A 23148-nucleotide genomic window follows, 5' to 3' on the forward strand; every position below is an offset into this window, starting at 1 on the left:
AAAAAACCTCAGCATGCTGAGGTTTTTTTGTTTAAGCGCTATATATTATGCCATGTAATTTTCAGGTAAGTCGATTTGTGCCACGCCCGATTCAACAGCCGCAATCGCAACCGCCTTGGCTATACGTGGTAATAAACGCGGGTCCATCGGCTTAGGAATAATGTAATCTGCACCAAATTCGAGCTTTTCTACACCCGCTGCTTTTAATACTTGCTCAGGCACTGGCTCTTTAGCAATACTACGAATAGCTTCAACAGCAGCTATTTTCATTTCATCGTTAATTGCGCTTGCACGCACATCTAAAGCACCACGGAAAATAAACGGGAAACATAAAACATTATTAACCTGGTTAGGGAAATCAGAACGCCCTGTGGCCATAATTAAGTCTTTACGTGCACTGTGCGCAAGCTCAGGTGCAATTTCAGGATCTGGGTTTGAACATGCAAATACCACTGGCTTATCGGCCATTAACTTTAGGTCTTCAGGTGCTAGCAAATTAGGGCCCGATACACCTACAAACACATCTGCATCAGCAATTACATCTTGCAGCGTGCGCTTATCTGTATTGTTAGCAAAAAGCTGCTTGTATTCATTTAAGTCATCGCGGCGGGTATGAATAACCCCTTTTCGGTCTAGCATATAAATATGTTCGCGCAGTGCTCCACACTTAATTAACAGCTCCATACACGCAACTGCTGCAGCACCGGCACCTAAGCATACAATAATGGCATCTTCTATTGATTTGCCTTGCACTTCTAATGCGTTAAGCATTCCTGCTGCAGTTACAATAGCGGTACCATGTTGGTCATCATGAAAAACCGGAATACTGCAGCGTTCAATAAGCGCTTTTTCAATTTCAAAACACTCTGGCGCTTTAATATCTTCTAAGTTAATACCACCAAACGTGTCGGCAATGTTGGCCACTGTATTTATAAAATCTTCGGTGGTGCGATGCTTAACTTCAATATCAATAGAATCAAGGCCGGCAAAACGCTTAAATAAGAGCGCCTTACCTTCCATAACAGGCTTAGAGGCTAGTGGCCCTAAATTACCTAAACCTAAAATTGCCGTACCATTACTGATAACTGCAACCATATTACCTTTACCGGTGTATTTATACGCATTGGCTGGATCTGCTGCAATTTCTCGCACAGGCTCTGCTACACCTGGGCTATAGGCTAATGCTAAATCTTGCACCGTTTCAGCTGGTTTTGTTAGCTCAATGCTGATTTTGCCTGGAACGGGGTGAGAGTGGTAATGTAATGCTTGTTCACGAAAATCTGACATAACGCGATGGTATCCTGCAATTTAAGTTAAGTGAGAGGGAGTATGGGGCTAAGATACTCTTATTAATTTTAAATTCCAAGCAATATCAGGTCTATCCTGTTATATGCTATATCCGTTAATTTTAAGTGATTTATCAGCAACTTCGCTAAAAGTTATCAACATTAAAAAATAAAAATTCATTTAAAAAGTGCTTTTTGAGGTTCATTTTACCTAAACAATATTTTTAGTATTTTGCATGATATTAGTTTATCAAACTGCACCATTATGGCGCGTTAATCACTGTTAAAAACAAATATCGCCACGATTAGCGCTTTTAGCAACTTGGTTAAAAATTAACGTATAAAAAATATAGAGAAGAATTGTCTGTTTGTCAGCAAAGCTTTATGCATATTCAGAATAAGAACAGGAAATAGTTATGCAGTGGGAATATGGTAATAATTGGTAGTTTTATACCCAAAAAGGTGAATTTTAGACACAAAAAAAGCATCCGAAGATGCTTTTTTTACTAAACAGCAATAATTATTTTTTGCTGCTAAGTGCACCGAAGCGCTTGTTGAAGCGATCAACACGGCCGCCAGTGTCTAAAATCTTTTGCTTACCAGTGTAAAACGGGTGACACGCTGAACATACGTCTAGGTGAATGTCTTTACAAAGAGTAGAACGAGTTTCGAATTTGTTTCCGCATGAACATGTTGCAGAAATTACTTCGTACTTAGGGTGAATACCTTCTTTCATAGGAACCTCTAGTTAAGGCCGCATCGCTCTCCAAACCCGAAGTCTGGCACCATACGTCGTTAAAACAAATTTATAGGCCGCGGATTTTATCCAACTAGCCTGCCCCGCACAAGCTTTAATTACGCTTTTTGTCAAAAAAGTAACCAACTAGCCTTAGAGCGACTATTTGAGTATAGGTTTTTAGCCTTATTTTTAGTACATTAAGCTATTACCCTTTATCACATGAGTTGTTATGCGCTTTGTTGAAGTTGCTATAAAAGTTCCGTTACCACGCACCTTTGATTATAAAATAGATGAACAACTTATCTCGCCCTCAGCGACAATTATGCCAGGGATGCGTGTTTTGGTGCCTTTTGGGAATCAAAAGAAAGTAGCTGTTGTTCTTGCACTTAAAACGCATACCGATGTACCCGAGAACAAAATTAAAGCGGTTAGTGAAGTTATTGACCAAACCCCCATTTTATCATCGCAGCATTTAGAACTGCTTAGCTTTACCGCCCGCTATTATTGCTACCCACTCGGTGAAACTATACACATTGCGCTGCCTAGTGCGCTTCGCCAAGGTGAGCACCCTGATAAAACCAGCATAAGTATGGTTAGTCTTACCGAAAAAGGCGCAAAAATACCGTCATTAAAAGCGAAAACCCAATTAAACTTGTTAAAGCAGCTCGCACAATCAGGTAAGTCATCATTAACCGAACTAAAAGCGCTCGGCTTTAGTAAAAAAACAATAGATGCCTTAATAGATAAGGAATTTATAACCCAAAGCATTGAGCACGACAACCAATGGCAAAGCGTTGCGCCCACAGTCGGTACTAAGCCAGTACTGAATAAAGAGCAAGCCGTAGCGTGCACAACAATAAATCAAAGCGTTGGTTTTAATAGCTTTTTATTAGAAGGTGTGACCGGCAGCGGTAAAACCGAAGTATATTTACAATGCTTAGAAGAAGTCCTCAAACGTGGCGAACAAGCCCTAGTACTAGTACCTGAAATAGGGTTGACGCCACAAACCGTCAACCGATTTCGTCGTCGCTTCCCTGATACCCCAATAATGCTATGGCACTCAGCCCTCACCGATAACGAGCGCTTGCAAACATGGCGTTTTTGCGAAAAAGGCAGCTGCGCAATTGTAATAGGTACCCGTTCAAGTATTTTTCTCCCTTTTTTAAAGTTAGGAATGATAGTGGTTGATGAAGAACACGATTCATCATTCAAACAGCAAGATACCTTACGTTACCACGCACGCGACTTAGCAGCTTATCGGGCATTTCAGCATAAAATACCGCTTATTTTAGGCAGTGCCACCCCAGCACTGGAAACACTGCACAAAGCTATAAACAATAAATACCAACTTTTAAGCCTTACAGAGCGCGCGCAAACAGCAACCGATAATCAGTTTATGTTGCTTGATATGAAAGGTCAGCCCGATCAAGCGGGTATTGCTCATGCAAGCCTTGCCACTATGCGCCAACATTTAAACCGCGGTAAGCAAGTTATGGTGTTTTTAAATCGTCGCGGTTTTTCTCCTACGCTTATTTGTCACGAATGTGGGTGGCTCAGTGAGTGCAATCGTTGCAGCACTAGTGCCACCTTTCATAAAGCCATTGGTCAAATGATTTGCCATCACTGTGGTGAGCAGCACCCTGTACCTCATCAATGCCCTGATTGCGGTAGCACGCAAATTTTTCCTAACGGAAAAGGCACAGAGCAAATTGAAGAGTTTTTATCGAGTGAATTTCCCGATACGCCCGTAAGTCGCATCGACCGCGACTCAACCCGCCGTAAAGGAAGCTTAGAAAAAGCCTTAGAGGAAATAAACCAAGGTGGAGCGCGTATTTTAGTGGGCACACAAATGTTAGCTAAAGGTCATCATTTTGCCGATGTTAGCTTAGTGCTTATATTAGATGTAGATAGTGGTTTGTACTCGTGTGACTTTAGAGCTACTGAGCATTTAGCCCAGCTAGTGACTCAAGTTGCTGGGCGCGCGGGTCGCTCGGGGGAGCCTGGGCAAGTATTACTGCAAACGCACTTTCCAGAACACCCTCTTTTACAAGATTTAGTTAATAACGGCTATCAAGACTTTGCCCGTTTTGCTTTAAGTGAGCGAGATGACGCTGATTTACCACCCATCACTAATATGGCTATAGTCAGGGCACAAGGGCACAGTATTAAGCAAGTTGTCGATTTTTTGACGGATTTGGTTCCTGTTAACGGTGTATCTGGTATACAATTGCTCGGTCCAATCCCTGCTCCACTTGAAAGAGTGGCGGGTATGTATCGATTTCAATTACACATTCAAGCGCAAGACCGCAAAGTATTGCATCAGTATCTTGCGCAAATGGTTGACTATTTAAGCACCAGCAAACTCGCACAAAAAGTGCGCTGGAGCCTTGATGTTGACCCTATAGACATGATTTAGGTTAAAGCCAAATGGCACAGCACGATTATATTAATAAAAAACCATCGGGTAGAAAAAACACCAAGCAGACCCCTGCTAAAAAACCATTTCCTATACTTTTAGTTGTTATTACTGTTTTGCTTGTAGGTGGGTTTGCCTACGGCTTATGGTTTATTAAAAATAATGCTGATCCTGAGCTTGTTGAGCAGCAGGCACACCCTAAAACAGCTGAAAAAGTAGAAATAGCTAAACCTCGCGCCCCTAAGTTCATTGAAGAAATTAAAGAGCATGAGATCCAAGTAGAAGTGAGAGAAATTGAGCAAAAAGGCCCCTATGTTATGCAGTGTGGGTCGTTTAGAACACATGAGCAAGCTGAAACCCTTAAAGCTAAAATTGCTTTCGCGGGCTTAATTTCTGAAATTAAAAAAACCACCGGTACTAACGGGGTTTGGTATAAAGTGCGTTTAGGCCCATACAAAACAAAGCGCCAAGCCGAGAGCGACAAAAACAAACTCAAGCGAGTACACGTTGTTAGCTGCGGAATTTGGGGCTGGACTTGAAATTAGTGCATTCACCCATATAACCTCTTCATAATCGTTTTTTACAAGCTGCCCTCGCAGCTTGATGATGAGGAATAACATGACCACTATCGTAAGTGTACGCCGCGACAATAAAGTAGTAATTGGTGGCGACGGCCAAGTATCGCTTGGTAATACCGTAATGAAGGGCAATGCCCGCAAAGTTCGACGCCTTTATAATGGCAAAGTAATTGCTGGTTTTGCCGGCGGTACTGCTGATGCTTTTACCCTTTTCGAACGCTTTGAAAGCAAACTAGAAATGCACCAAGGTAACCTCACTAAAGCCGCTGTAGAAATGGCCAAAGATTGGCGTAGCGACCGAGCTCTGCGCAAGCTTGAGGCGTTGTTGGCAGTTGCAGATGAAACTGCTTCACTAATTATCACAGGTAACGGTGACGTAGTGCAGCCAGAGAACGATTTAATTGCTATTGGTAGCGGTGGTAACTTTGCTCAATCAGCAGCCACTGCCCTATTAGAAAATACCGATTTAAGCGCTCGCGATATCGTAGAAAAAAGCCTGACCATTGCTGGCAATATCTGTGTATTTACCAACAACTTCCAAACAATCGAAGAACTATAATAGGACCCATTATGTCTGCTATGACCCCAAGAGAAATTGTACACGAGTTAGATCAGCATATTATTGGTCAAGCTAAAGCTAAAAAAGCCGTGGCTATTGCCTTGCGTAATCGCTGGCGCAGAATGCAATTAAACGATGACCTACGTAGCGAAGTAACCCCTAAAAACATTTTAATGATTGGTCCAACCGGTGTTGGTAAAACTGAAATTGCCCGCCGTTTAGCTAAACTAGCAAATGCGCCTTTTATTAAAGTAGAGGCGACTAAATTTACTGAAGTAGGTTATGTTGGTAAAGAAGTAGAAACTATCATTCGCGATTTAGTTGATGTATCAATTAAAATGACCCGCGAGCAACAAACTAAAAAGTTTAAACACCGCGCAGAAGAAGCAGCAGAAGAGCGTATTTTAGATGCACTTTTACCACCCGCTAAAGATCAATACGGTGAAACGCAGCGTGATGACAACTCATCGACTCGCCAAACATTCCGTAAAAAATTACGCGAAGGTCAGCTTGATGATAAAGAAATAGAAATAGATTTAGCGCAAGCGCAGCCAAATGTAGAGATTATGGCACCACCTGGTATGGAAGATATGACCAACCAGCTGCAAAGCATGTTCCAAAACATGGGTGGCGACAAACGTACTAAGCGTAAGTTAAAAATTAAAGAAGCCTTCAAACTATTAACTGAAGAAGAAGCCGCTAAGCTCGTTAATCCTGAAGAGTTAAAAGAGCAGGCTATCTTTGCTGTAGAGCAAAACGGTATTGTGTTTATTGATGAAATAGACAAAATCTGTAAGCGTGGCGATTCGTCAGGTCCAGATGTAAGCCGTGAAGGTGTGCAACGCGACTTACTACCACTAATTGAAGGCTCAACTGTAAATACTAAGCACGGTATGGTTAAAACCGATCACATGTTATTTATTGCATCGGGCGCGTTCCAAATGGCTAAGCCATCAGACATGATCCCTGAGTTACAAGGCCGTTTACCTATTCGTGTAGAACTTGAAGCGCTCAGTGCTAATGACTTTAAACGTATTCTTACCGAGCCACATGCTTCACTTACTGAGCAGCAACGTGAGCTACTTAAAACTGAGCAAGTTAACGTTGAGTTTAGTGATGATGCAATAGATCGTATTGCCAAAGCGGCATGGCAAGTTAACGAGAAAACCGAAAATATTGGTGCGCGTCGCTTACATACGGTAATGGAAAAGCTAATGGAAGAAATTTCATACGATGCATCTGAGCAGGCAGGCTCTACCCTTACTATAGATGCCGCCTACGTAGAAAAACACTTAGGTGCACTTGTAGAAGACGAAGACTTAAGCCGCTTTATTTTATAAGGTAGGCAAAAATACTATACTAAAAGCCTCCATATTGGGGGCTTTTTAATGGGACATATAAAATGAAACACGTAACAAAAGTGCATTATCATAGCGTGAGTAAAAACCTAGATGTTTACTTTGATGATGACAGTATGGCTGTATTTAGCTGCGAGTTTTTACGCGTTCACTCCCCCTCTGCCGAAGTGCAAGGACATGGTGCAGAGCCAATGAAGTTGGTACTTAATAAACAACATGTTGGTATAAAAGAGATTGTACCGGTGGGGCATTACGCAATTAGGTTAGACTTTGATGATGGCCACAACAGCGGGCTATTTAGCTGGAGTTACTTTGAAGCACTACAAGCGCAGCAAAAAACCTTGTGGGATAAATACCAAGCGCGCCTTACCGAGCACGAACAAAACAAAGATAGCGTACCAATAAAGTTTGTTCCCTAAACCTTATTGGCTTTTTAAACGCTACGCTGTATTACACTTTAAACTTATCAATAGCCGCAAATAATACGCGCGCTTGTTCAGAGACTTCTTCACTGGTTTGCGCATTATTCACTGCATGCTCAGAGGCATCTTGGGCAATGTCTCTAATGCGTACTACATTTTTGTTTACCTCTGATGCCACCTGACTTTGCTCATCAATGGCAACAGCAATTTGCGTGCTCATTTCCATTATGGTTTGCACATCCTCGGTAATAGCGCCGAGTAAATCACCCGCTTTAATAGCTTGTGAAGCACTCTCATCGCCTTGAGAACGACATTGATGCATAATGCTGACGACCTCTTGCGTGCGCTGCTGAAGCGTATTAATAATGCCTTCAATTTCACTGGTAGACTCTTGTGTGCGTTGCGCAAGCGAGCGCACTTCATCTGCCACTACAGCAAATCCTCGCCCTTGCTCACCAGCACGAGCGGCTTCTATCGCGGCATTCAATGCCAGTAAATTGGTTTGCTCTGCAATGCCTCTGATTACATCGAGTACTGAGCCTATGGTTTCACCGTCTTTTTCAAGTTGCGATACCACACTTGATGCATTGCCTAACGACGAAGATAAATCGCGTATGTGCATAACCGTAGAATCTACTTCATTGCGCCCTTGCTGCGCGCTTAGATTGGTTGACTCTGCTTTTTTAGCAGCAGCTTCGGTGTTATGCGAAATATCTTGAATCGTTGCCTGCATTTGCGTAGCCGCAGTGGCCACCATATCCGCTTCGTGTAATTGCTCTTGCATGCCTGAACTTGTTGCAGAGGTGCTTTCAGATAAGTGCTCTGTTGCTACATTTAACGTATTAAGCGCAGTATTAACTTCGTTTATGAGGTTTTTAAAATCGCCTATTAAGCTATTAAAGTCTGAGGTCATGATGGTAACTTCGTCATTACCTGTTTGCTCTATCATTACGCTTAAATCGTTATTGCGGCGTATGTCGTTTATGGTGTGATACACTCGTTCAATAGGTACAATGATTGAATGACTAGTTAAGTACACCAACGCCAACACGATAACCCCTGAAAGAACAAAAACTATAATGGCTATAAGTTCTGCTTGTTCAACACTTGTTTCAACTTGTGACTTAGTTGACTCAACGATTTCACTTACAACTTTGTCACTTTTTTCTACGTTAATACGCATAACGCCTAGTGCACCTGAGTCTAAATCTAGTCCTAACTCAGTTTGTGCTTTAACTAGGTTTTGAAAAGCGACCTGATAAGTATCTATTAACGGGTTTATTTGCGACTTATAACTACTTTGCAAATTAGCTTGCGTAATTTTTTGCTTAAACGTACTGATAAGGTTATTAAAGCGAGTTAAGTATTTTGCATCAAAGCGCAGCATAAAATCTTTCTCAGCACGTCGAAGCTGAAGCATTACTGATAAAAGCTCAAAGTTATCTTGCTCTTTTAATAGTTCTTCAACTTCATGTACTGCATTTCTAAGCTTGCCATATAACCCATCTTTAGGGTTTAAACCTATCTGCTGCTGTAACCTAACAACCTCTGAAAAATTGTTGTTGTAGTTAGTAATAAGCGTATGAAAATGCTCAACTTGCGCTGTGGTAATACCCTGCTTTTGCATTACCTCCTGCAGCTCTTTGATTTTAGTGCTTAGCTGTTTAAAATCCTTATCAAATGATGTAAGTGCTTCCTGCTGCTTGTAAAAAAGAAAGTTTTTTTCATACTTTCTAAGCTCTAGTGCATGTACGTTGAGCTCTTCTGCAAGCTGAATTGTTTTGTTCAGATTAAGTGTTACACGTGACTCATAAATTATCACACACAACAAAATGACCATTGCCAGACCGACTACCACTGCATTAAGTTGTAAACGTCTTTTAATAGTTAAGTTTTGTAAAAAATTCATTGAAAACACCTATATTAAATATGCACTATTAGTGTAGTACGTTATGGCGCTTTTTTTTAAACTTTTTGTTAATTTTATTGTATGTAAGTCATGCCATTAGATTGACACTACCCCATAAATTTTTATGCAATGAGTGAGTGTTATGCCATTGTTTTTTAAGCAACCAGTGCACCAGAGGAGCTGGATCACTGGGAAAGTTGATCTGCTTGTTTTGCGGAGCACTATTCCAGTCATCTAAGGCTTGGGGGTTTAAGTAGTTCATTACATGAGCCATTTTCATCGCCCGTAATGTTTGCGCATTTGCATCTTGTTCAAACTGGCCATCGAGTGGTTTAAGTAATAACTTTTTCCCAAGCTTTAAAGCCTCACTTGCCAGCTCAAAGCCTGCATTACCAATAACACCGCTTGTGTTTGCTAAATCGTTTAAAAACCCCGCCCGTGAAGGAGCGCGTAAATGAATGTGTCCAAGGGATTTATCTTGCGCGTGTGGGTGGTAACAATAAAACTCTTTTTCAGGGAAGTCCTTCAAATAATCAATAATGTTGTCGAGGTTTTCAAAGGGTAAGTATACAAGCACTTTATTCATAACCGCGACTGGGTTGCCATGGTTATGGTTTGCAATAAAGGGCGGTATAATATTATCTGCAAAAGGCTGCCAATGTACGCCTAAATAGGTGTTTGCTGGCGCATAGTGCTTAATAAGAGATTTTCTAAATAAACCTCGACCAAACATAGGCACACTATTAGATAAAAAAGCCGCCTGGTGACTAATACCAACTACAGGTACGCCTGAGCACTTTGCAGCCCAGGCTGAAATAGGCTCAAAGTCATTTAAGACAAAGTCGTATTTTTTTACATCAAATGATTTTATATCGTTAACCAACTCGCAGACACGGGCATTTTTTAATGTTTGATAGCTTTTTACTTGGCCGTTTTTAGTGCTGAACGATAACCCCCGAAACGTTTTGTAATCAGCAAAGTCCTGCATATCAAAGTATTCTTTTTCAGGGCGTCCTGAAAAAACGTAATCAACATTTATACCTAACTCTTTAAAACAACTTGCCATAACACGGGCACGCGTAATGTGGCCATTACCTGTCCCTTGTATGCCGTATAGTATCTTCATACTGGCACCACCAAAGCTAGCGCAAATAAACCACATGAACTGCCAATAACGGCGCCTATTATTATATCTGCTGGAAAATGTACGCCTAATACCACGCGAGAAACCGCCACACCTGAGGCCCAACTAAACCATAGCCATGCATACTCTGCAAAAAAGTGGCCCAATATTACCGCAACTAAAAAAGCAGCCGCACTGTGCCCAGAAGGTAAGCTGAATTTATCACTCGGGACAATATACGCATTGCTCACAAGGCAATCGCAGGGGCGGATACGTGCAAAGCTACGCTTTGCTAAAAAATATATCGGTCTTTCAATTGCAAACCCCAGTAACACCGATATTGGCAATAACTGATGCTGCTCATTGGTACTTAGCCACCAAACTGCGCAACACATAAGTAAATATAAACCACCATTACCACTTTTAGATAAACCAAGCGCAGCCGTTTTTAACCATTTGGGCGAGTTATAATTAAACAAAGTTAAAAACAGTTGTTCATCTATTCGAGCCATTTTTTTAAACACATTGTTGTCATTCATAATTCACCTTCAGCTGCACAATATCTAACCATAATGAAAGCTTAGTGGCAGAAAATAACAATTGAGTGACGCTTTTAAGACACTATTGTTGCCATTTCTAATTTCGTTATTTTTTGAATAAATTTACTGCGATTAAGTCGTTGTTATTGCATATAAGGAGGGTATACTGAGGGTAACTTATGTACCCTTTGAGGATAAAATAATGGATTACAGCACTTCTGACTTATGTGATTTTTTTGCCGATGTGGTTGATGTGCTTGAACCGATGTTCATCAACTTTGGTGGTCGACACACGTTTGGCGGCCGAATTAAAACCGTTAAATGTTTTGAAAATAATGAACTGATCCGTGAAATACTCTCACAAGATGGTACTGATCAAGTACTACTTATCGACGGAGGCGGATCAACACGACGCGCTCTTATCGACATTGAACTTGCAGAGCTTGCGCTTGATAATAACTGGAACGGCATTATTGTATTTGGTGCTGTACGTCATGTAGACGAGCTAGAAGAAATAGATTTAGGTATTCAAGCAATTGCATCAATCCCTGTTGCCGCCGACAGCGAAGGCGCTGGTGAAGATGGCATTGGCGTTAACTTTGCCGGTGTGTCGTTTTTTGATGATGACTTTATCTATGCAGATAGTACTGGCATTGTATTATCAGCCGAAGAACTTGAACTAGAAGTTATCGAAGAATAAAGTAACACGCTGTGCTTGAAAAAGCACAGCTTACTCCACCCCTATTTATTTACTGCTCAATACGGATTCAACACAGTGCACCCTACCTTAAAAGTGTATGATGAAAACGCCGTTAAACCCTATTGCTCCACACGCACTAACGAAACAAAAACCTGGCAGTCTGTTGCTCTATTAGACACCCACGTAAATGTACAACAAGCACTTAATGATGCAGCGCAATTTGGTATTCGCTACGTATTAATTGGTGTATGTGAAGATATAGGCCCTCGCGCTAATTTAGGCCGGGGTGGCTCGCATCAGGCATGGCCCGCTTTTTTACAATACTTTTTAAACCAACCTGTTAACCAGTTTAGCGCAGCACAGCAGGTACTGCTGTTAGGCGAAATTGACGTTGATGATGTAATGGCGCAAGCCCAAGGCTTAAATAACCAGCACACTGAAGAGCTGGCTCAACTACGCAAGTTATGCGCAACAATAGATGAGCGAGTAGAGGCGGTATTAATGCTTATATTTAATGCTGGCCTTGAGCCTATTGTTATTGGCGGCGGACACAATAATAGCTTTGGTATACTCAGTGCTTTAAGCAAGCATATTGGGGCTGCTGTTAACGCTATAAATTTTGACCCCCATGCAGACTTACGCCCTTGCGAAGGCCGTCATAGTGGCAATGGGTTTAGCTATGCTTTGAAAAAAAATGCATTGCAGCAATATCATATTATTGGCCTGCATGAGCAAAAAAATAACCAAGCCATTTTTGATTTGATCGCGCAAAATCAATGTCGTTATCACAGCTATCAGGCCATTAATATACGTCGAGAAATATCACTAACTGATGCCGTACAGCACGCCTTAGCAGGGTTTAATAATGCGCCACTGGGTATTGAACTCGACCTAGACAGTATTTCATTTTTACCAGCCAGCGCTTACACATGCTGCGGTTTTAGTGTCAGTGATGCTGAGCACTATGTATATTTAACAGCAAAACACAGCACTGCCCGTTACCTACATTTATGTGAAGCTGCACCGATAAATCACCCTGCAGGGTTAAAAGCCGGTATGCAAAGCTGTGGGCAAATTATTAGTGCGTTAGTAAATACATACTTACAGGCAAAATTAGTTAGCACGAAATAGTAACATTGAGTACTCTGAGCAATCTCATAAAGCGCGGTGATTAAACGGGCCTATCGAGATGATAAAGCGCCACTTTTAAAAATGATAACTCATTGTGCTTGATGAGCCTGCCACTGCTTCAGCCAACTCATTAAACCAATACTACTCAACGGGTGGCCAAAATAATAACCTTGTGCCGCATGGGCTTTTAAGCTTTTTACAAACTTTAATTGATCTAAGGTTTCAACGCCCTCAAAAATAACCTTGGTATTTTGTTGGTTATGCATTTCAACCATACCGCCAACTAGGCTGCGAATATTATTCTGATTGCTAAAATCGGCGGTTAGCGATGGTGCCACTTTAATGTACTCAACCGCTAAATTTGGCAGCTTAGAAAGCACAATTGGGTTATCGCCTAACCCATCAACACATATTTTTAAACCTAAATTGTTTAATCGCGCAATCATGGCGCGTCCCTTATTATCTAAATCTGTGAATATATGCAGAGGGCATTCAACAATTAAATCCCCATGCTGTAAGTTGTGTTCACTCACCACGCCATCAACAAACTCAATAAACTCTTCGTTAAGCATTTCAGGGCCAAATAAGTTAATGCTCAGTGGTATAGCAATACCCTCAATGCGAAGTGCCATGGCAAGCTCTGCAGCGCGCTCTATAACAAATTTAGCTAGTGGGTAAGCTAAGCCCGCAATACGAATATCATCAATAAATCGGTGGGCAGATAAAATACCTTGCTGGGGATGCTGCCAACGCAGTAGGAGTTCTAAAAATTCAATTTGGCCGTCATCGTTACGAATAATAGGCTGAAAATAAAGCTCAAGTTCGCTTACAAAATCAATATTAGCCAGCTCTTTTAAGCGGGCTTGCTGCTCGAGCTGTTCAACCATCATTTGTTGATGGTACACAACCACTGCTTTTTTAGGCTGTCTATCAAGAGCTAAGTAAGCACACGATACTAAGTTATCAAAGTTAGCATCTTGCTCATCGCAATTAACGTAACTCGCTCTTGCTTTTACCTCTACTGTACAATTAGCAACATTGAACGGCTTGAGTGTTGCGCCAATAATTTGCTCAATAATGTGTTCATGAGTATGTTTATGCGCAGCTAGGCTACAAATAAACGCAAAGTTAAGACCGCCTAAATGCGCCAGCTTCTCATAGCCCCCTAAATCAATCACATCGTCGTTATTTAGTAAGCCTTTTATTCTATTAGCTGATTGTGCCAACAACAAATCACCAAAGTCTCTACCAATATGTTGATTAACTTGCTCAAACCCTTCTAAACGCACAATTACCAGTGCAGCTTCTAGCTGTTTTTCTTTACACCAGCTGTAATAACCTTGACGTAACTGTTGTTTATCAGCAAATGCAGCAAGGGGAGAGTCATCTTGGTACGGTTCAGGCTCGTTGATATTATGCAAATCTTCAACTTTGGGCTCTTCTTCATCGTTCATTAGCCCTACAACCGCCTGCAGGATAATTGCCACCACCACCCAAAATAGAGGCACATTCATGAGTAAATGCGCCGAAAACAACACCACAAATAGCAAGCCAGAAACAGCACTTGTGATAATCATGCTCCAACTATTACGTTCAAATGTCAGCCATAAGTGAAAGCAAAAACCAAAGGCGAGCAATATTGCCAACCAAGCAGCGCCACTGCTTAAAATGGCTAAACCAACAACTGCTGTACATAAATAACTAAATTTAATACTGGTATTCTTAACCGCAACTAACGTAGCCACCATCGCCATTAACAGCGCGCCGCTAAAAAATATAGGAAAGTTACTATCAGTCAAAATACTCAAGCTTACGCCACTCCATTAGCTATAAAATTTAATAAAAGCATGTTTAATATGAACAAAAATAATACAAACTAATTAATTCTACCCAAAATCCATAGATTTAACAGTTTATTTACGCCAAATTGGTAACTTAATTGTGAAGGGTGACTTATTTGCCAATGTGCAATATCAGCCCTTGCACCCACCTTTAGTACACCTCTATCTTTCAACCCTAACGCTTGCGCTGCATTGCGCGTTACACCCGCAAGAGCTTGCTCGGGGGTAAGCTTAAATAAAGTACAAGCCATATTCATCATCAATTGCACAGAGCATAAAGGCGAGGTCCCTGGGTTAAAGTCACTGGCAATGGCGATAGGCACTTTATACTTTTGCAGCAAATCGATGGGCGGAAGCTGCGTTTCACGTAAAAAATAAAAAGCCCCAGGTAATAAAACAGCCACAGTACCAGCCTCAGCCATAGCTTTTACACCATTTTCATCAAGGTATTCAATATGATCAGCTGAAAGGCCTTTATACTCAGCCACCAGCTGCGCGCCCTGCTGATTAGAAAGCTGCTCAGCATGGCACTTTACCGGCAAGTTATGTTTTTTAGCTGCATCAAACACCTGCTTTGTTTGTGCATGACTAAAGCCTACATTTTCACAAAACACATCCACAGCATCTGCAAGGTTATTAGCCACTATTTGCTCAAGCATCTGTGTACATACTAAATCAATGTATTCATCTGCACGGCCTTTGTACTCAGGGGGTAACGCATGCGCACCTAAAAACGTGGTTTTAATATCAATAGGGTGATGCTCATTAAGCAAACGCGCCACTTCTAAAATTTTTATTTCGTTTTCAACATCAAGTCCGTATCCCGACTTTATCTCAGCAGTCGTCACGCCCTCAGCAAATAAAGTGTTTAAGCGATCTTTTGCATCAACAAATAATTGCTCATGGCTTGCCGCGCGAGTGGCTCTAACGGTACTGGCAATACCGCCACCTTGTGCAGCTATTTGTTCATAGCTTGTACCTTGTAAGCGCTGCTCAAACTCCTCTGAACGGGAGCCTGCAAATATTAAATGTGTATGGCAATCAATAAGCCCAGGTGTTAACCATTGCCCTTTAATACTTAATGTAGGGGTAGCAAAGGCATCAAAACTGGGTAAGTTTGATTGCTCACCTAACCATACAATTTCGCCATTTTTAATCGCCAGTGCCGCATTTCCTATCGCCCCATAAGGCGTAGCAACTGTGCTATCCATGGTTGCTATGTTGGCATCTGTCAATAATAAGTCGAGATCTTCTAAAGCGTAACCCGTTGTTTTATTTTGCATACTTAGCTCCCTAACGTGCTTGAAATACAGTCTAACAATACACCTTGTATATACAAGACAATTATGCCATCTTTATTAAATAGTTTATTTTAAATACAGCTAATAATAAGTAATGACCACTCCTAAATTTGCACAAATAAAACAATTTATTGTCGATAAAATAAAAAATGGCGCATGGCAAGAAAACCAACGCGTCCCCTCAGAAAACGAGCTTAGCAGTCAATTTTCTGTAAGCCGTATGACCGCACGACGTGCACTGAGCGAATTAACAGATGCCGGTATTTTAACGCGCAGCCAAGGATTAGGTACGTTTGTAGCAAGTTTTAAATCGCAATCATCTCTACTCGAAATTAAAAACATTGCCGATGAAGTAAAAGAGCGTAACGGGCATTACAGCTGTAGCGTGCACGTGCTTGAATCTATCAATGCCGTTGCCCCCATCGCCATTGCGCTTGGCGTTGAAGTAGATAGCGTGGTGTATCGCAGTGTACTGGTACACAACGAGAACGACAAACCACTGCAAGTTGAAGAGCGGTTTGTGAACCCAGCTTTAGCCGCGGGTTATTTACAACAAGACTTTAGCACCCTTACACCGCATGAGTACTTATCGAGCGTAGCGCCACTCACACAAGCACGCCACACAGTGGAAGCGGTTATGCCTAACTCGCAAATGTGCCAATGGCTTAACCTGTATAACGAAGAGCCCTGCTTACAGGTCATTCGTCGTACTTGGTCAACAAAAGGCATAGTGAGCTTTGCTCGCTTAGTATCACCGGGCAGTAAATACCGCCTGGGTGGACACTTAACATTTAAAAAATAATAACAAGATAACGCTTAAGGGCGTTTTTTTATAGCTGACCATCTTGTATATACAACAGGAGAAATTCATGAACAACAGGCTCGACACACACCGTGAAATCCGCGCGCCCCATGGCGACAAAATTAGCGCTAAAAGTTGGCAAACCGAAGCCGCTAAACGCATGTTAATGAACAATTTAGACCCTGAAGTGGCAGAGCACCCCCATGCGTTAGTAGTCTATGGCGGTATTGGCCGAGCAGCAAGAGACTGGCCAAGCTTTGATAAAATAATTGAAACCCTTGATAGGCTCGAAAACGACGAAACACTGCTTGTGCAATCGGGCAAGCCCGTGGGCGTATTTAAAACCCACGAAAACGCGCCGCGCGTTCTCATTGCTAATTCTAACCTGGTGCCACATTGGGCAAATTGGGAGCACTTTAATGAGCTCGATAAAAAAGGCTTAATGATGTATGGGCAAATGACCGCGGGCTCTTGGATTTACATTGGCTCACAAGGCATAGTGCAAGGCACTTACGAAACCTTTGTAGCAATGGCAAAACAACACTTTGACGGTAATGCGCAGGGTAAATGGGTTTTAACCGCAGGTCTTGGCGGTATGGGAGGTGCCCAACCACTCGCCGCGACGATGGCCGGTTTTAGCGCATTAGTTGTGGAATGCGACGAAACCCGTATCGATTTTCGAATTAAAACTGGCTACGTTGATGTAAAAGCCACGACGCTTGAGCACGCACTTAAACTTATTACCGATGCGTGTATTAAAGGTAAGGCCCTATCGGTAGGCCTATTAGGTAATGCCGCCGATATTTTTACTACCCTAGCAAACAGCAACATTATCCCTGATATCGTGACCGACCAAACCTCAGCGCACGACCCACTCAACGGCTACCTACCTCAAGGTTGGAACATGCAAGATGCGGCAAAAATGCGCAAACAAAACCCACACGCGGTTGTTAAAGCCGCTAAGCAATCTATGGCAATGCAAGTTAACGCTATGCTAGCACTGCAAAAAGCAGGTGCTGCCACTACCGACTATGGTAATAACATTCGCCAAATGGCATTTGAAGAAGGCGTTACTAACGCGTTTGATTTTCCGGGGTTTGTGCCCGCTTATATCCGCCCGTTATTTTGTGAAGGAATTGGCCCATTTAGGTGGGTTGCACTTTCGGGCGACCCCGAAGACATTTATAAAACCGATGCAAAAGTGAAAGAGCTTATCCCAGAAGATACCCACTTACATAACTGGCTTGATATGGCGCGTGAGCGCATTCAATTTCAGGGTTTACCAGCACGTATATGCTGGGTAGGTTTAAAAAATCGAGCTCGCCTTGCACTGGCTTTTAACGACATGGTTAAAAATGGCGAGCTTAAAGCACCGGTTGTTATTGGTCGCGATCACCTCGATTCAGGCTCAGTAGCAAGCCCGAATCGTGAAACAGAAAGTATGCTAGATGGCTCAGACGCCGTGTCTGATTGGCCAATACTCAATGCTTTATTAAACACTGCAGGCGGCGCTACATGGGTTTCACTGCATCATGGTGGCGGTGTTGGTATGGGCTTTAGTCAACATGCCGGCGTTGTAATTGTTGCTGATGGTACTAATGAAGCAAAAGAGCGTATCGCCCGCGTGCTTTGGAACGACCCTGCCAGCGGTGTTATGCGTCATGCCGATGCAGGTTACGACATTGCAAAAAATTGTGCGCAAGAGCACCATCTCGATCTCCCTATGCTAAACAAGGAATAGCCATGATTTCACACACTCTCACACCAGGGCAGTTAGACTTAAACACCCTAAGAAAAATTAATGGCTCAGCTGTCACGCTTAACCTTGTCGATGGCGCCAGTACACAAATAGCCGCCAGCGCACAAACCGTTCAAAACGTAATAAGCAAATGTCAAACGGTGTACGGTATCAACACCGGCTTTGGCTTATTAGCCAATACAAAAATAGCGGATGACGAGCTTGAGCTACTTCAACGTAGTATTGTCCTTTCGCACGCTGCCGGTATAGGTGAGCTCATGGACGACAGCACAGTAAGGTTAATGATGACCTTAAAAATAAACTCTCTATCTCGGGGCTACTCAGGAATACGCCTTGAGGTGATTGAGTTTTTTATTAAGCTACTATGCAGTGAAGTTTACCCGTGCGTACCAGAAAAAGGATCTGTGGGTGCTTCGGGCGATTTAGCGCCGCTTGCTCATATGTGTCTACCGCTGCTAGGTGAAGGTAAAATGCGTCACAAAGGTGAAATTATAAGTGCTGCTCAAGGGCTAAAAATTGCAAACCTTTCCCCCCTAACTTTAGGTGCAAAAGAAGGGCTGGCGCTGTTAAATGGTACACAAGCTTCTACCGCACTTGCGTTACAAGGGCTTTTCAAAGCAGAAGATTTATACACACAAAGTTGTGTTATAGGCTCTATTAGCATAGAAGCTGCTAAGGGCAGCCGTGCCCCCTTTGATGCACGCATTCACGAAATACGGGGGCAACGCGGCCAAATCGATACAGCCAGTGTATTTAGAGAGCTACTTGGTACTCAATCACAAATTAGCCAATCTCACGTAAACTGTGAAAAAGTGCAAGACCCTTACTGCCTGCGTTGCCAACCTCAGGTATTGGGCGCGTGCTTAACACAAATTCGCCAAGCTTCAGAAGTGCTACTGTGTGAATCAAATGGCGTTACCGATAACCCGCTGGTATTTGCCGATGTGGGCGATATTATCTCCGGTGGTAATTTTCATGCAGAGCCCGTTGCTATGGCAGCTGATAACTTAGCCATAGCGATTGCCGAAATAGGCGCGCTGGCAGAGCGAAGAATCGCGCTACTTATTGATTCAAACCTCTCTACACTGCCGCCTTTTTTAGTTGAAAATGGCGGAGTTAACTCAGGCTTTATGATTGCCCAAGTAACTGCGGCGGCACTTGCTTCCGAGAACAAATCGCTTGCGCACCCCGCCTCGGTAGACAGCCTGCCAACATCTGCTAATCAAGAAGATCATGTCTCTATGGCAACCTTTGCAGCAAGGCGCTTAAATGAAATGGCCAATAACACCCGCGGGGTATTAGCAATTGAATGGCTTGGAGCTGCTCAAGGGCTTGAGTTTAGAGCCCCGCTAAAACCCTCACCGCAAGTAGAAAAAGCAAAAGCACTGCTGCGCGAGCATGTAAGTTACTATGATAAAGACCGCTACTTTGCCCCCGATATAGACGCGACCAATACGCTTTTATCTCAGGGGGCGTTGTGCGACTTTATTAATCTCAACCCGCTACCATCGCATGCTAAATTCCATGCTGATAGCTAAAACCTAACGCCTCAATTGCTGAGCCAAGCACCTTGCGCTCAGCACTTTCATTACTGGTAAAGGTTGGCATTTCACCGCCATGCTCTGCACACTTTTGTGCATAATAATTCGCTTTAGTGGGGTGCGATGGATTCACCACGTTATAAATGTTTTGCCCCGAATTATAGTTTTCTATTACCGCAAAAATAGCGTTTATCACATCTTGTTGATGCACCATATTAACCACTTGCTCGCTAGATGAGTTTAATTCTTTACCAGCCACAAAGCGTCCAGGCTCACGGTTAGGTCCTAATAAGCCCGCTAAACGCAGCACCTTACCGTCTTGTTCTAGTACTTTTTCTTCGCTATCGAACAGTTTTATTTGTCGCTCATTGGTGCAGCTTATTTCACTGCTTTCAGTGTAAACACCAGGCTCTTGGTCGTACACACCGGTAGATGAGCATAAAATAAAGCCTTTGGCAGTTAATTGTTTAGAAAGAGTAAGTGCAGCACTAAGTGTTTCTGGGTAGTTACTTTCACTGTGTCTGCTCCGTGGGGGGATTGCACACACCCAGTAAGCATCGTGTAAATCTATTTGGTGTGTTAGCAGCCCTTCATTGAGGACAAATTGACGCTGAAAATCCTCTGTATGCTCATCACTTCTATGTGTACCTTGTACTTGCCAACCGGCTTGCTTAGCTTGTAAGCATAAAGCATGACCCAACCAGCCTGCGCCTAATACTACTAATTTATTAGCTTTTGTTTCCATTTTTGCATAACCCTTCATTTTAAACGCATAATTAGTGCTTTTTATCTAACTTCATAGAGATTTAAAGTAAGATATGATTAGATATCACCTACTAAATAACAATAATACGTGCACTCATGCTAAATAATTTATCATTACGGAAGAAAATATTATTATTGATTGGTGGTACCATCACCATTTTGCTAATTATTGCTTCAACATTTTTTGTAAATCACATCGCTAACCTTTCCAGAGTAAACATTGAGCGCGAAGCTCAAAGCTACCTACAAAGCGAACAACTTTCAATGCAAAGCTATTTTGCAAAGTATGGCAAGCTGGTATCTACGTTCGTTAATAATCCCCACTTAGTTAATTTTTTTGAAAATTGGGATACTCGAAATCAGCCAATCAAAAACGCTCCGGGATACAACGAAGTTAATCAAGACTTTGTCCGTATTAGCTCAAATGACGAAAATATACTGTCGGCGTTTTTTGCCTCAGCAACCACCGGCGAATACTTTAAAGAAAACGAGCGTACCAGCCATTACAATGGCCAACCTTACTACGCCTATAAGCGTGGTTGGTGGCAAGAAGCCCTGCAAATAAATAAACTTTACGTGGGCCCTATATCAGTCGATTTAACCACAGGTGTTGCCTCGGCAGTTGTACAGCAGCCGGTATACAACGCACAGCGTAAACTTATTGGTATGGGCGGCGTTGATTTACAGCTTAATAAAATCAACGACATGGTAGAAGGTATCCGCTTTAACGGCCAAGGCTATGGCTTTTTACTCGATGGCAATCAAAAGGTGGTGCACTTTTCAAATGCCACTGGCCATAAACTGTCTAACACCGATGAAGGCCCTAAAGGTAAAGAAGGGCTAGATGGCCTTGAAAGCCAGTTTAGCAATACATCAGGCTTTACAGAGCTTAATACCCAAATGCGTAACAACCTTGAAGGCAGCCAATTGGTGACTTTAAAAGGCGAAGCGTATTATGTGGTGTATCATCGCTTACAACTAGAACAACCTTATCTTGACTGGTATGTAGGTATACTAATTCCAACCAGCATGATTGAAGCCCCCGTTAATGAAGCGGTTACCAGCACAACCACCGCAGTGGTGATTATTTTAGTGATCATTTTAGCGATGATATTATGGGCAACCCACATGATTTCGCAGCCTATTACCACGCTAACTAATATTATGCGTGATATTGCATCGGGCGAAGGCGATTTAACCCAAAAGATTACTATTAACAGCCAAGATGAGGTTGGCCAGCTTGCCAATCACATGAATACATTCATTGATAAGCTGCGCGGCATGATGTTAGAAACAGCCGCACAAGCTGAGCAATTGACCAATGCCGCAGCGCAGCTTAAAAATGTATCAGCCCAGACCAATACCGAAATACAGCAAGAAAAACAACAAGTAGACAGCGTTAGTGCCGCCGTGACCGAAATGGCCAGCACTGTACTTGAAATATCGCGTAACGCACAGCATACCAACAGCGCCGCCGAAGAAGTACAAGCCATTACTGCCGAAGGGGCTGACCGCTCAACTCAAGCACAACGTGTGATGACCGAACTTGCGCTACACATAGGTGAAGCGTCTAAAGTGGTGGCAGGGCTTGAGCAAGAAAGTAATAACATTGGTGCATTGGTGGATGTAATTAACTCCATTGCCGATCAAACCAACTTACTTGCTCTTAATGCCGCCATTGAAGCTGCGCGTGCTGGTGAGCATGGCCGTGGTTTTGCGGTAGTTGCCGATGAAGTGCGTTCACTTGCGAGCCGTACGCAAGAATCAACAGACGATATACGTAATATGATTTCTCGCTTACAGCAAATTGCCCAACAAGCATCGGTAATGATGCTGCAAGGGCAAGAGCAAACAGAAGGCTCAGTATCGCAAACCAAAGAAGTGCTAAGTTCATTACAAAACATTGCTCAGTCGGTAACTAAAGTGCAAGACCAAAGCCACCAAATTGCCACCTCAACAGAGCAGCAAACGGTTGTAGCAGAGGACATTAACACCAGCCTTGCAGCAATTAATGGCTTAGTAAACAGCACAGCTGATCACGCCCACATTTTAGCAGATGAAGCGCGTGATTTAAGCGACCTAGCCGTTGCCTTAAACAAAACGGTTAATCAATTTAAGCTTTAAATACACTACGTCATAGGGTGGGTTACTCAGTATAAAACTTACCCACCCTATACTCTTGTTTTTAAATTTTTTAACACCATATCTTCACAACTTGCTGCTATTTTTTAGCGTAATAAAACTAGTTTTTTGCGCATCAGATCAAATTTTTCTGTTTTAAATACACATCTTTTTATTGAGATAGTTTGTTGTTTGGCAGAGTCTGGTATAGTAGCACACGTATTAAACAGTGCTTTTAATGCTCTTTAATACAAAATT

19 protein-coding genes are annotated in these 23148 nt (G+C 42.4%); 11 read left to right on the plus strand and 8 right to left on the minus strand.

Annotated elements, in window-relative coordinates; all coding sequences use genetic code 11:
- Window positions 1-45: 45 nt before the first annotated feature.
- Together AN393_RS07955 and rpmE are read right to left on the minus strand one after the other, a co-directional pair.
- A complete protein-coding gene (locus AN393_RS07955; RefSeq protein WP_029771819.1) occupies window positions 46-1287 on the minus strand; it encodes a malic enzyme-like NAD(P)-binding protein in 1242 nt (413 codons plus the stop codon).
- Window positions 1288-1806: 519 nt separating this feature from the next.
- On the minus strand, window positions 1807-2022 hold the full coding sequence (rpmE, locus tag AN393_RS07960; RefSeq protein WP_008115018.1) for a 50S ribosomal protein L31: 216 nt from the start codon (window positions 2020-2022) through the stop codon (window positions 1807-1809).
- Window positions 2023-2254: 232 nt separating this feature from the next.
- Between rpmE and priA the strand changes: the two genes are divergently transcribed.
- The 5 genes from priA to AN393_RS07985 all read left to right on the plus strand — a co-directional run bounded on the left by priA (window position 2255) and on the right by AN393_RS07985 (window position 7355).
- The gene (priA, locus tag AN393_RS07965) at window positions 2255-4441 is read left to right on the plus strand and encodes a primosomal protein N' (protein WP_055017780.1); all 2187 of its coding nucleotides are present in this window, start codon (window positions 2255-2257) and stop codon (window positions 4439-4441) included.
- An 11-nt stretch (window positions 4442-4452) separates the two neighbouring features.
- Window positions 4453-4980, plus strand: a complete 528-nt coding sequence (locus AN393_RS07970) for an SPOR domain-containing protein (RefSeq protein WP_055014587.1) — start codon at window positions 4453-4455, stop codon at window positions 4978-4980.
- A 79-nt stretch (window positions 4981-5059) separates the two neighbouring features.
- Entirely contained in the window at window positions 5060-5578 is a 519-nt protein-coding gene (gene hslV / locus AN393_RS07975) for an ATP-dependent protease subunit HslV (RefSeq protein ID WP_004589336.1), read from the plus strand.
- Between the two features lie 11 nt (window positions 5579-5589).
- Window positions 5590-6918, plus strand: coding sequence for an HslU--HslV peptidase ATPase subunit (gene hslU / locus AN393_RS07980; RefSeq protein WP_055014586.1), 1329 nt, complete (start codon window positions 5590-5592; stop codon window positions 6916-6918).
- A 62-nt stretch (window positions 6919-6980) separates the two neighbouring features.
- Window positions 6981-7355, plus strand: a complete 375-nt coding sequence (locus AN393_RS07985; protein WP_055014585.1) for a gamma-butyrobetaine hydroxylase-like domain-containing protein — start codon at window positions 6981-6983, stop codon at window positions 7353-7355.
- 31 nt (window positions 7356-7386) lie between these two features.
- Here AN393_RS07985 and AN393_RS07990 read toward each other — a convergent pair whose 3' ends face one another.
- The 3 genes from AN393_RS07990 to AN393_RS08000 form a co-directional block, all read right to left on the minus strand.
- The gene (locus tag AN393_RS07990; RefSeq protein ID WP_055017781.1) at window positions 7387-9267 is read right to left on the minus strand and encodes a methyl-accepting chemotaxis protein; all 1881 of its coding nucleotides are present in this window, start codon (window positions 9265-9267) and stop codon (window positions 7387-7389) included.
- A gap of 88 nt (window positions 9268-9355) precedes the next feature.
- On the minus strand, window positions 9356-10393 hold the full coding sequence (locus tag AN393_RS07995) for an MJ1255/VC2487 family glycosyltransferase (RefSeq protein ID WP_055017782.1): 1038 nt from the start codon (window positions 10391-10393) through the stop codon (window positions 9356-9358).
- The gene (locus tag AN393_RS08000; protein WP_055014582.1) at window positions 10390-10929 is read right to left on the minus strand and encodes a phosphatase PAP2 family protein; all 540 of its coding nucleotides are present in this window, start codon (window positions 10927-10929) and stop codon (window positions 10390-10392) included. Before AN393_RS08000 ends, AN393_RS07995 begins: the two co-directional genes overlap by 4 nt.
- Before the next feature lie 202 nt (window positions 10930-11131).
- Here AN393_RS08000 and rraA point away from each other — a divergent pair, with 202 nt between their 5' ends.
- Window positions 11132-11629, plus strand: coding sequence for a ribonuclease E activity regulator RraA (gene rraA, locus AN393_RS08005; RefSeq protein WP_004589330.1), 498 nt, complete (start codon window positions 11132-11134; stop codon window positions 11627-11629).
- A 75-nt stretch (window positions 11630-11704) separates the two neighbouring features.
- Entirely contained in the window at window positions 11705-12760 is a 1056-nt protein-coding gene (locus tag AN393_RS08010; protein WP_055017783.1) for a formimidoylglutamase, read from the plus strand.
- Window positions 12761-12849: 89 nt separating this feature from the next.
- Here AN393_RS08010 and AN393_RS08015 read toward each other — a convergent pair whose 3' ends face one another.
- Both AN393_RS08015 and hutI read right to left on the minus strand, forming a co-directional pair.
- Window positions 12850-14514, minus strand: a complete 1665-nt coding sequence (locus AN393_RS08015; protein ID WP_055014646.1) for a GGDEF domain-containing phosphodiesterase — start codon at window positions 14512-14514, stop codon at window positions 12850-12852.
- A 122-nt stretch (window positions 14515-14636) separates the two neighbouring features.
- On the minus strand, window positions 14637-15884 hold the full coding sequence (gene hutI / locus AN393_RS08020) for an imidazolonepropionase (RefSeq protein ID WP_055017784.1): 1248 nt from the start codon (window positions 15882-15884) through the stop codon (window positions 14637-14639).
- Window positions 15885-15996: 112 nt separating this feature from the next.
- On the opposite strand from hutI, the gene hutC reads away from it, so the two are divergent.
- From hutC to hutH, 3 genes are all read left to right on the plus strand, one after another.
- Window positions 15997-16704 (plus strand): histidine utilization repressor, encoded by a 708-nt coding sequence (gene hutC / locus AN393_RS08025; protein ID WP_055014579.1) that lies wholly within the window; start codon window positions 15997-15999, stop codon window positions 16702-16704.
- 67 nt (window positions 16705-16771) lie between these two features.
- Window positions 16772-18445, plus strand: a complete 1674-nt coding sequence (hutU, locus tag AN393_RS08030) for a urocanate hydratase (RefSeq protein WP_055014578.1) — start codon at window positions 16772-16774, stop codon at window positions 18443-18445.
- A gap of 2 nt (window positions 18446-18447) precedes the next feature.
- A complete protein-coding gene (gene hutH / locus AN393_RS08035; protein WP_055017785.1) occupies window positions 18448-20001 on the plus strand; it encodes a histidine ammonia-lyase in 1554 nt (517 codons plus the stop codon).
- On the opposite strand, the gene AN393_RS08040 is transcribed toward hutH, so the two are convergent.
- Entirely contained in the window at window positions 19979-20749 is a 771-nt protein-coding gene (locus tag AN393_RS08040; protein ID WP_055014576.1) for an NADP-binding protein, read from the minus strand. The genes hutH and AN393_RS08040 overlap by 23 nt on opposite strands.
- 116 nt (window positions 20750-20865) lie before the next feature.
- Between AN393_RS08040 and AN393_RS08045 the strand changes: the two genes are divergently transcribed.
- Window positions 20866-22893, plus strand: coding sequence for a methyl-accepting chemotaxis protein (locus AN393_RS08045; RefSeq protein ID WP_055014575.1), 2028 nt, complete (start codon window positions 20866-20868; stop codon window positions 22891-22893).
- Window positions 22894-23148: the final 255 nt, after the last annotated feature.

This window comes from Pseudoalteromonas sp. P1-25 (assembly GCF_001401805.1).
GTDB lineage: Bacteria > Pseudomonadota > Gammaproteobacteria > Enterobacterales > Alteromonadaceae > Pseudoalteromonas.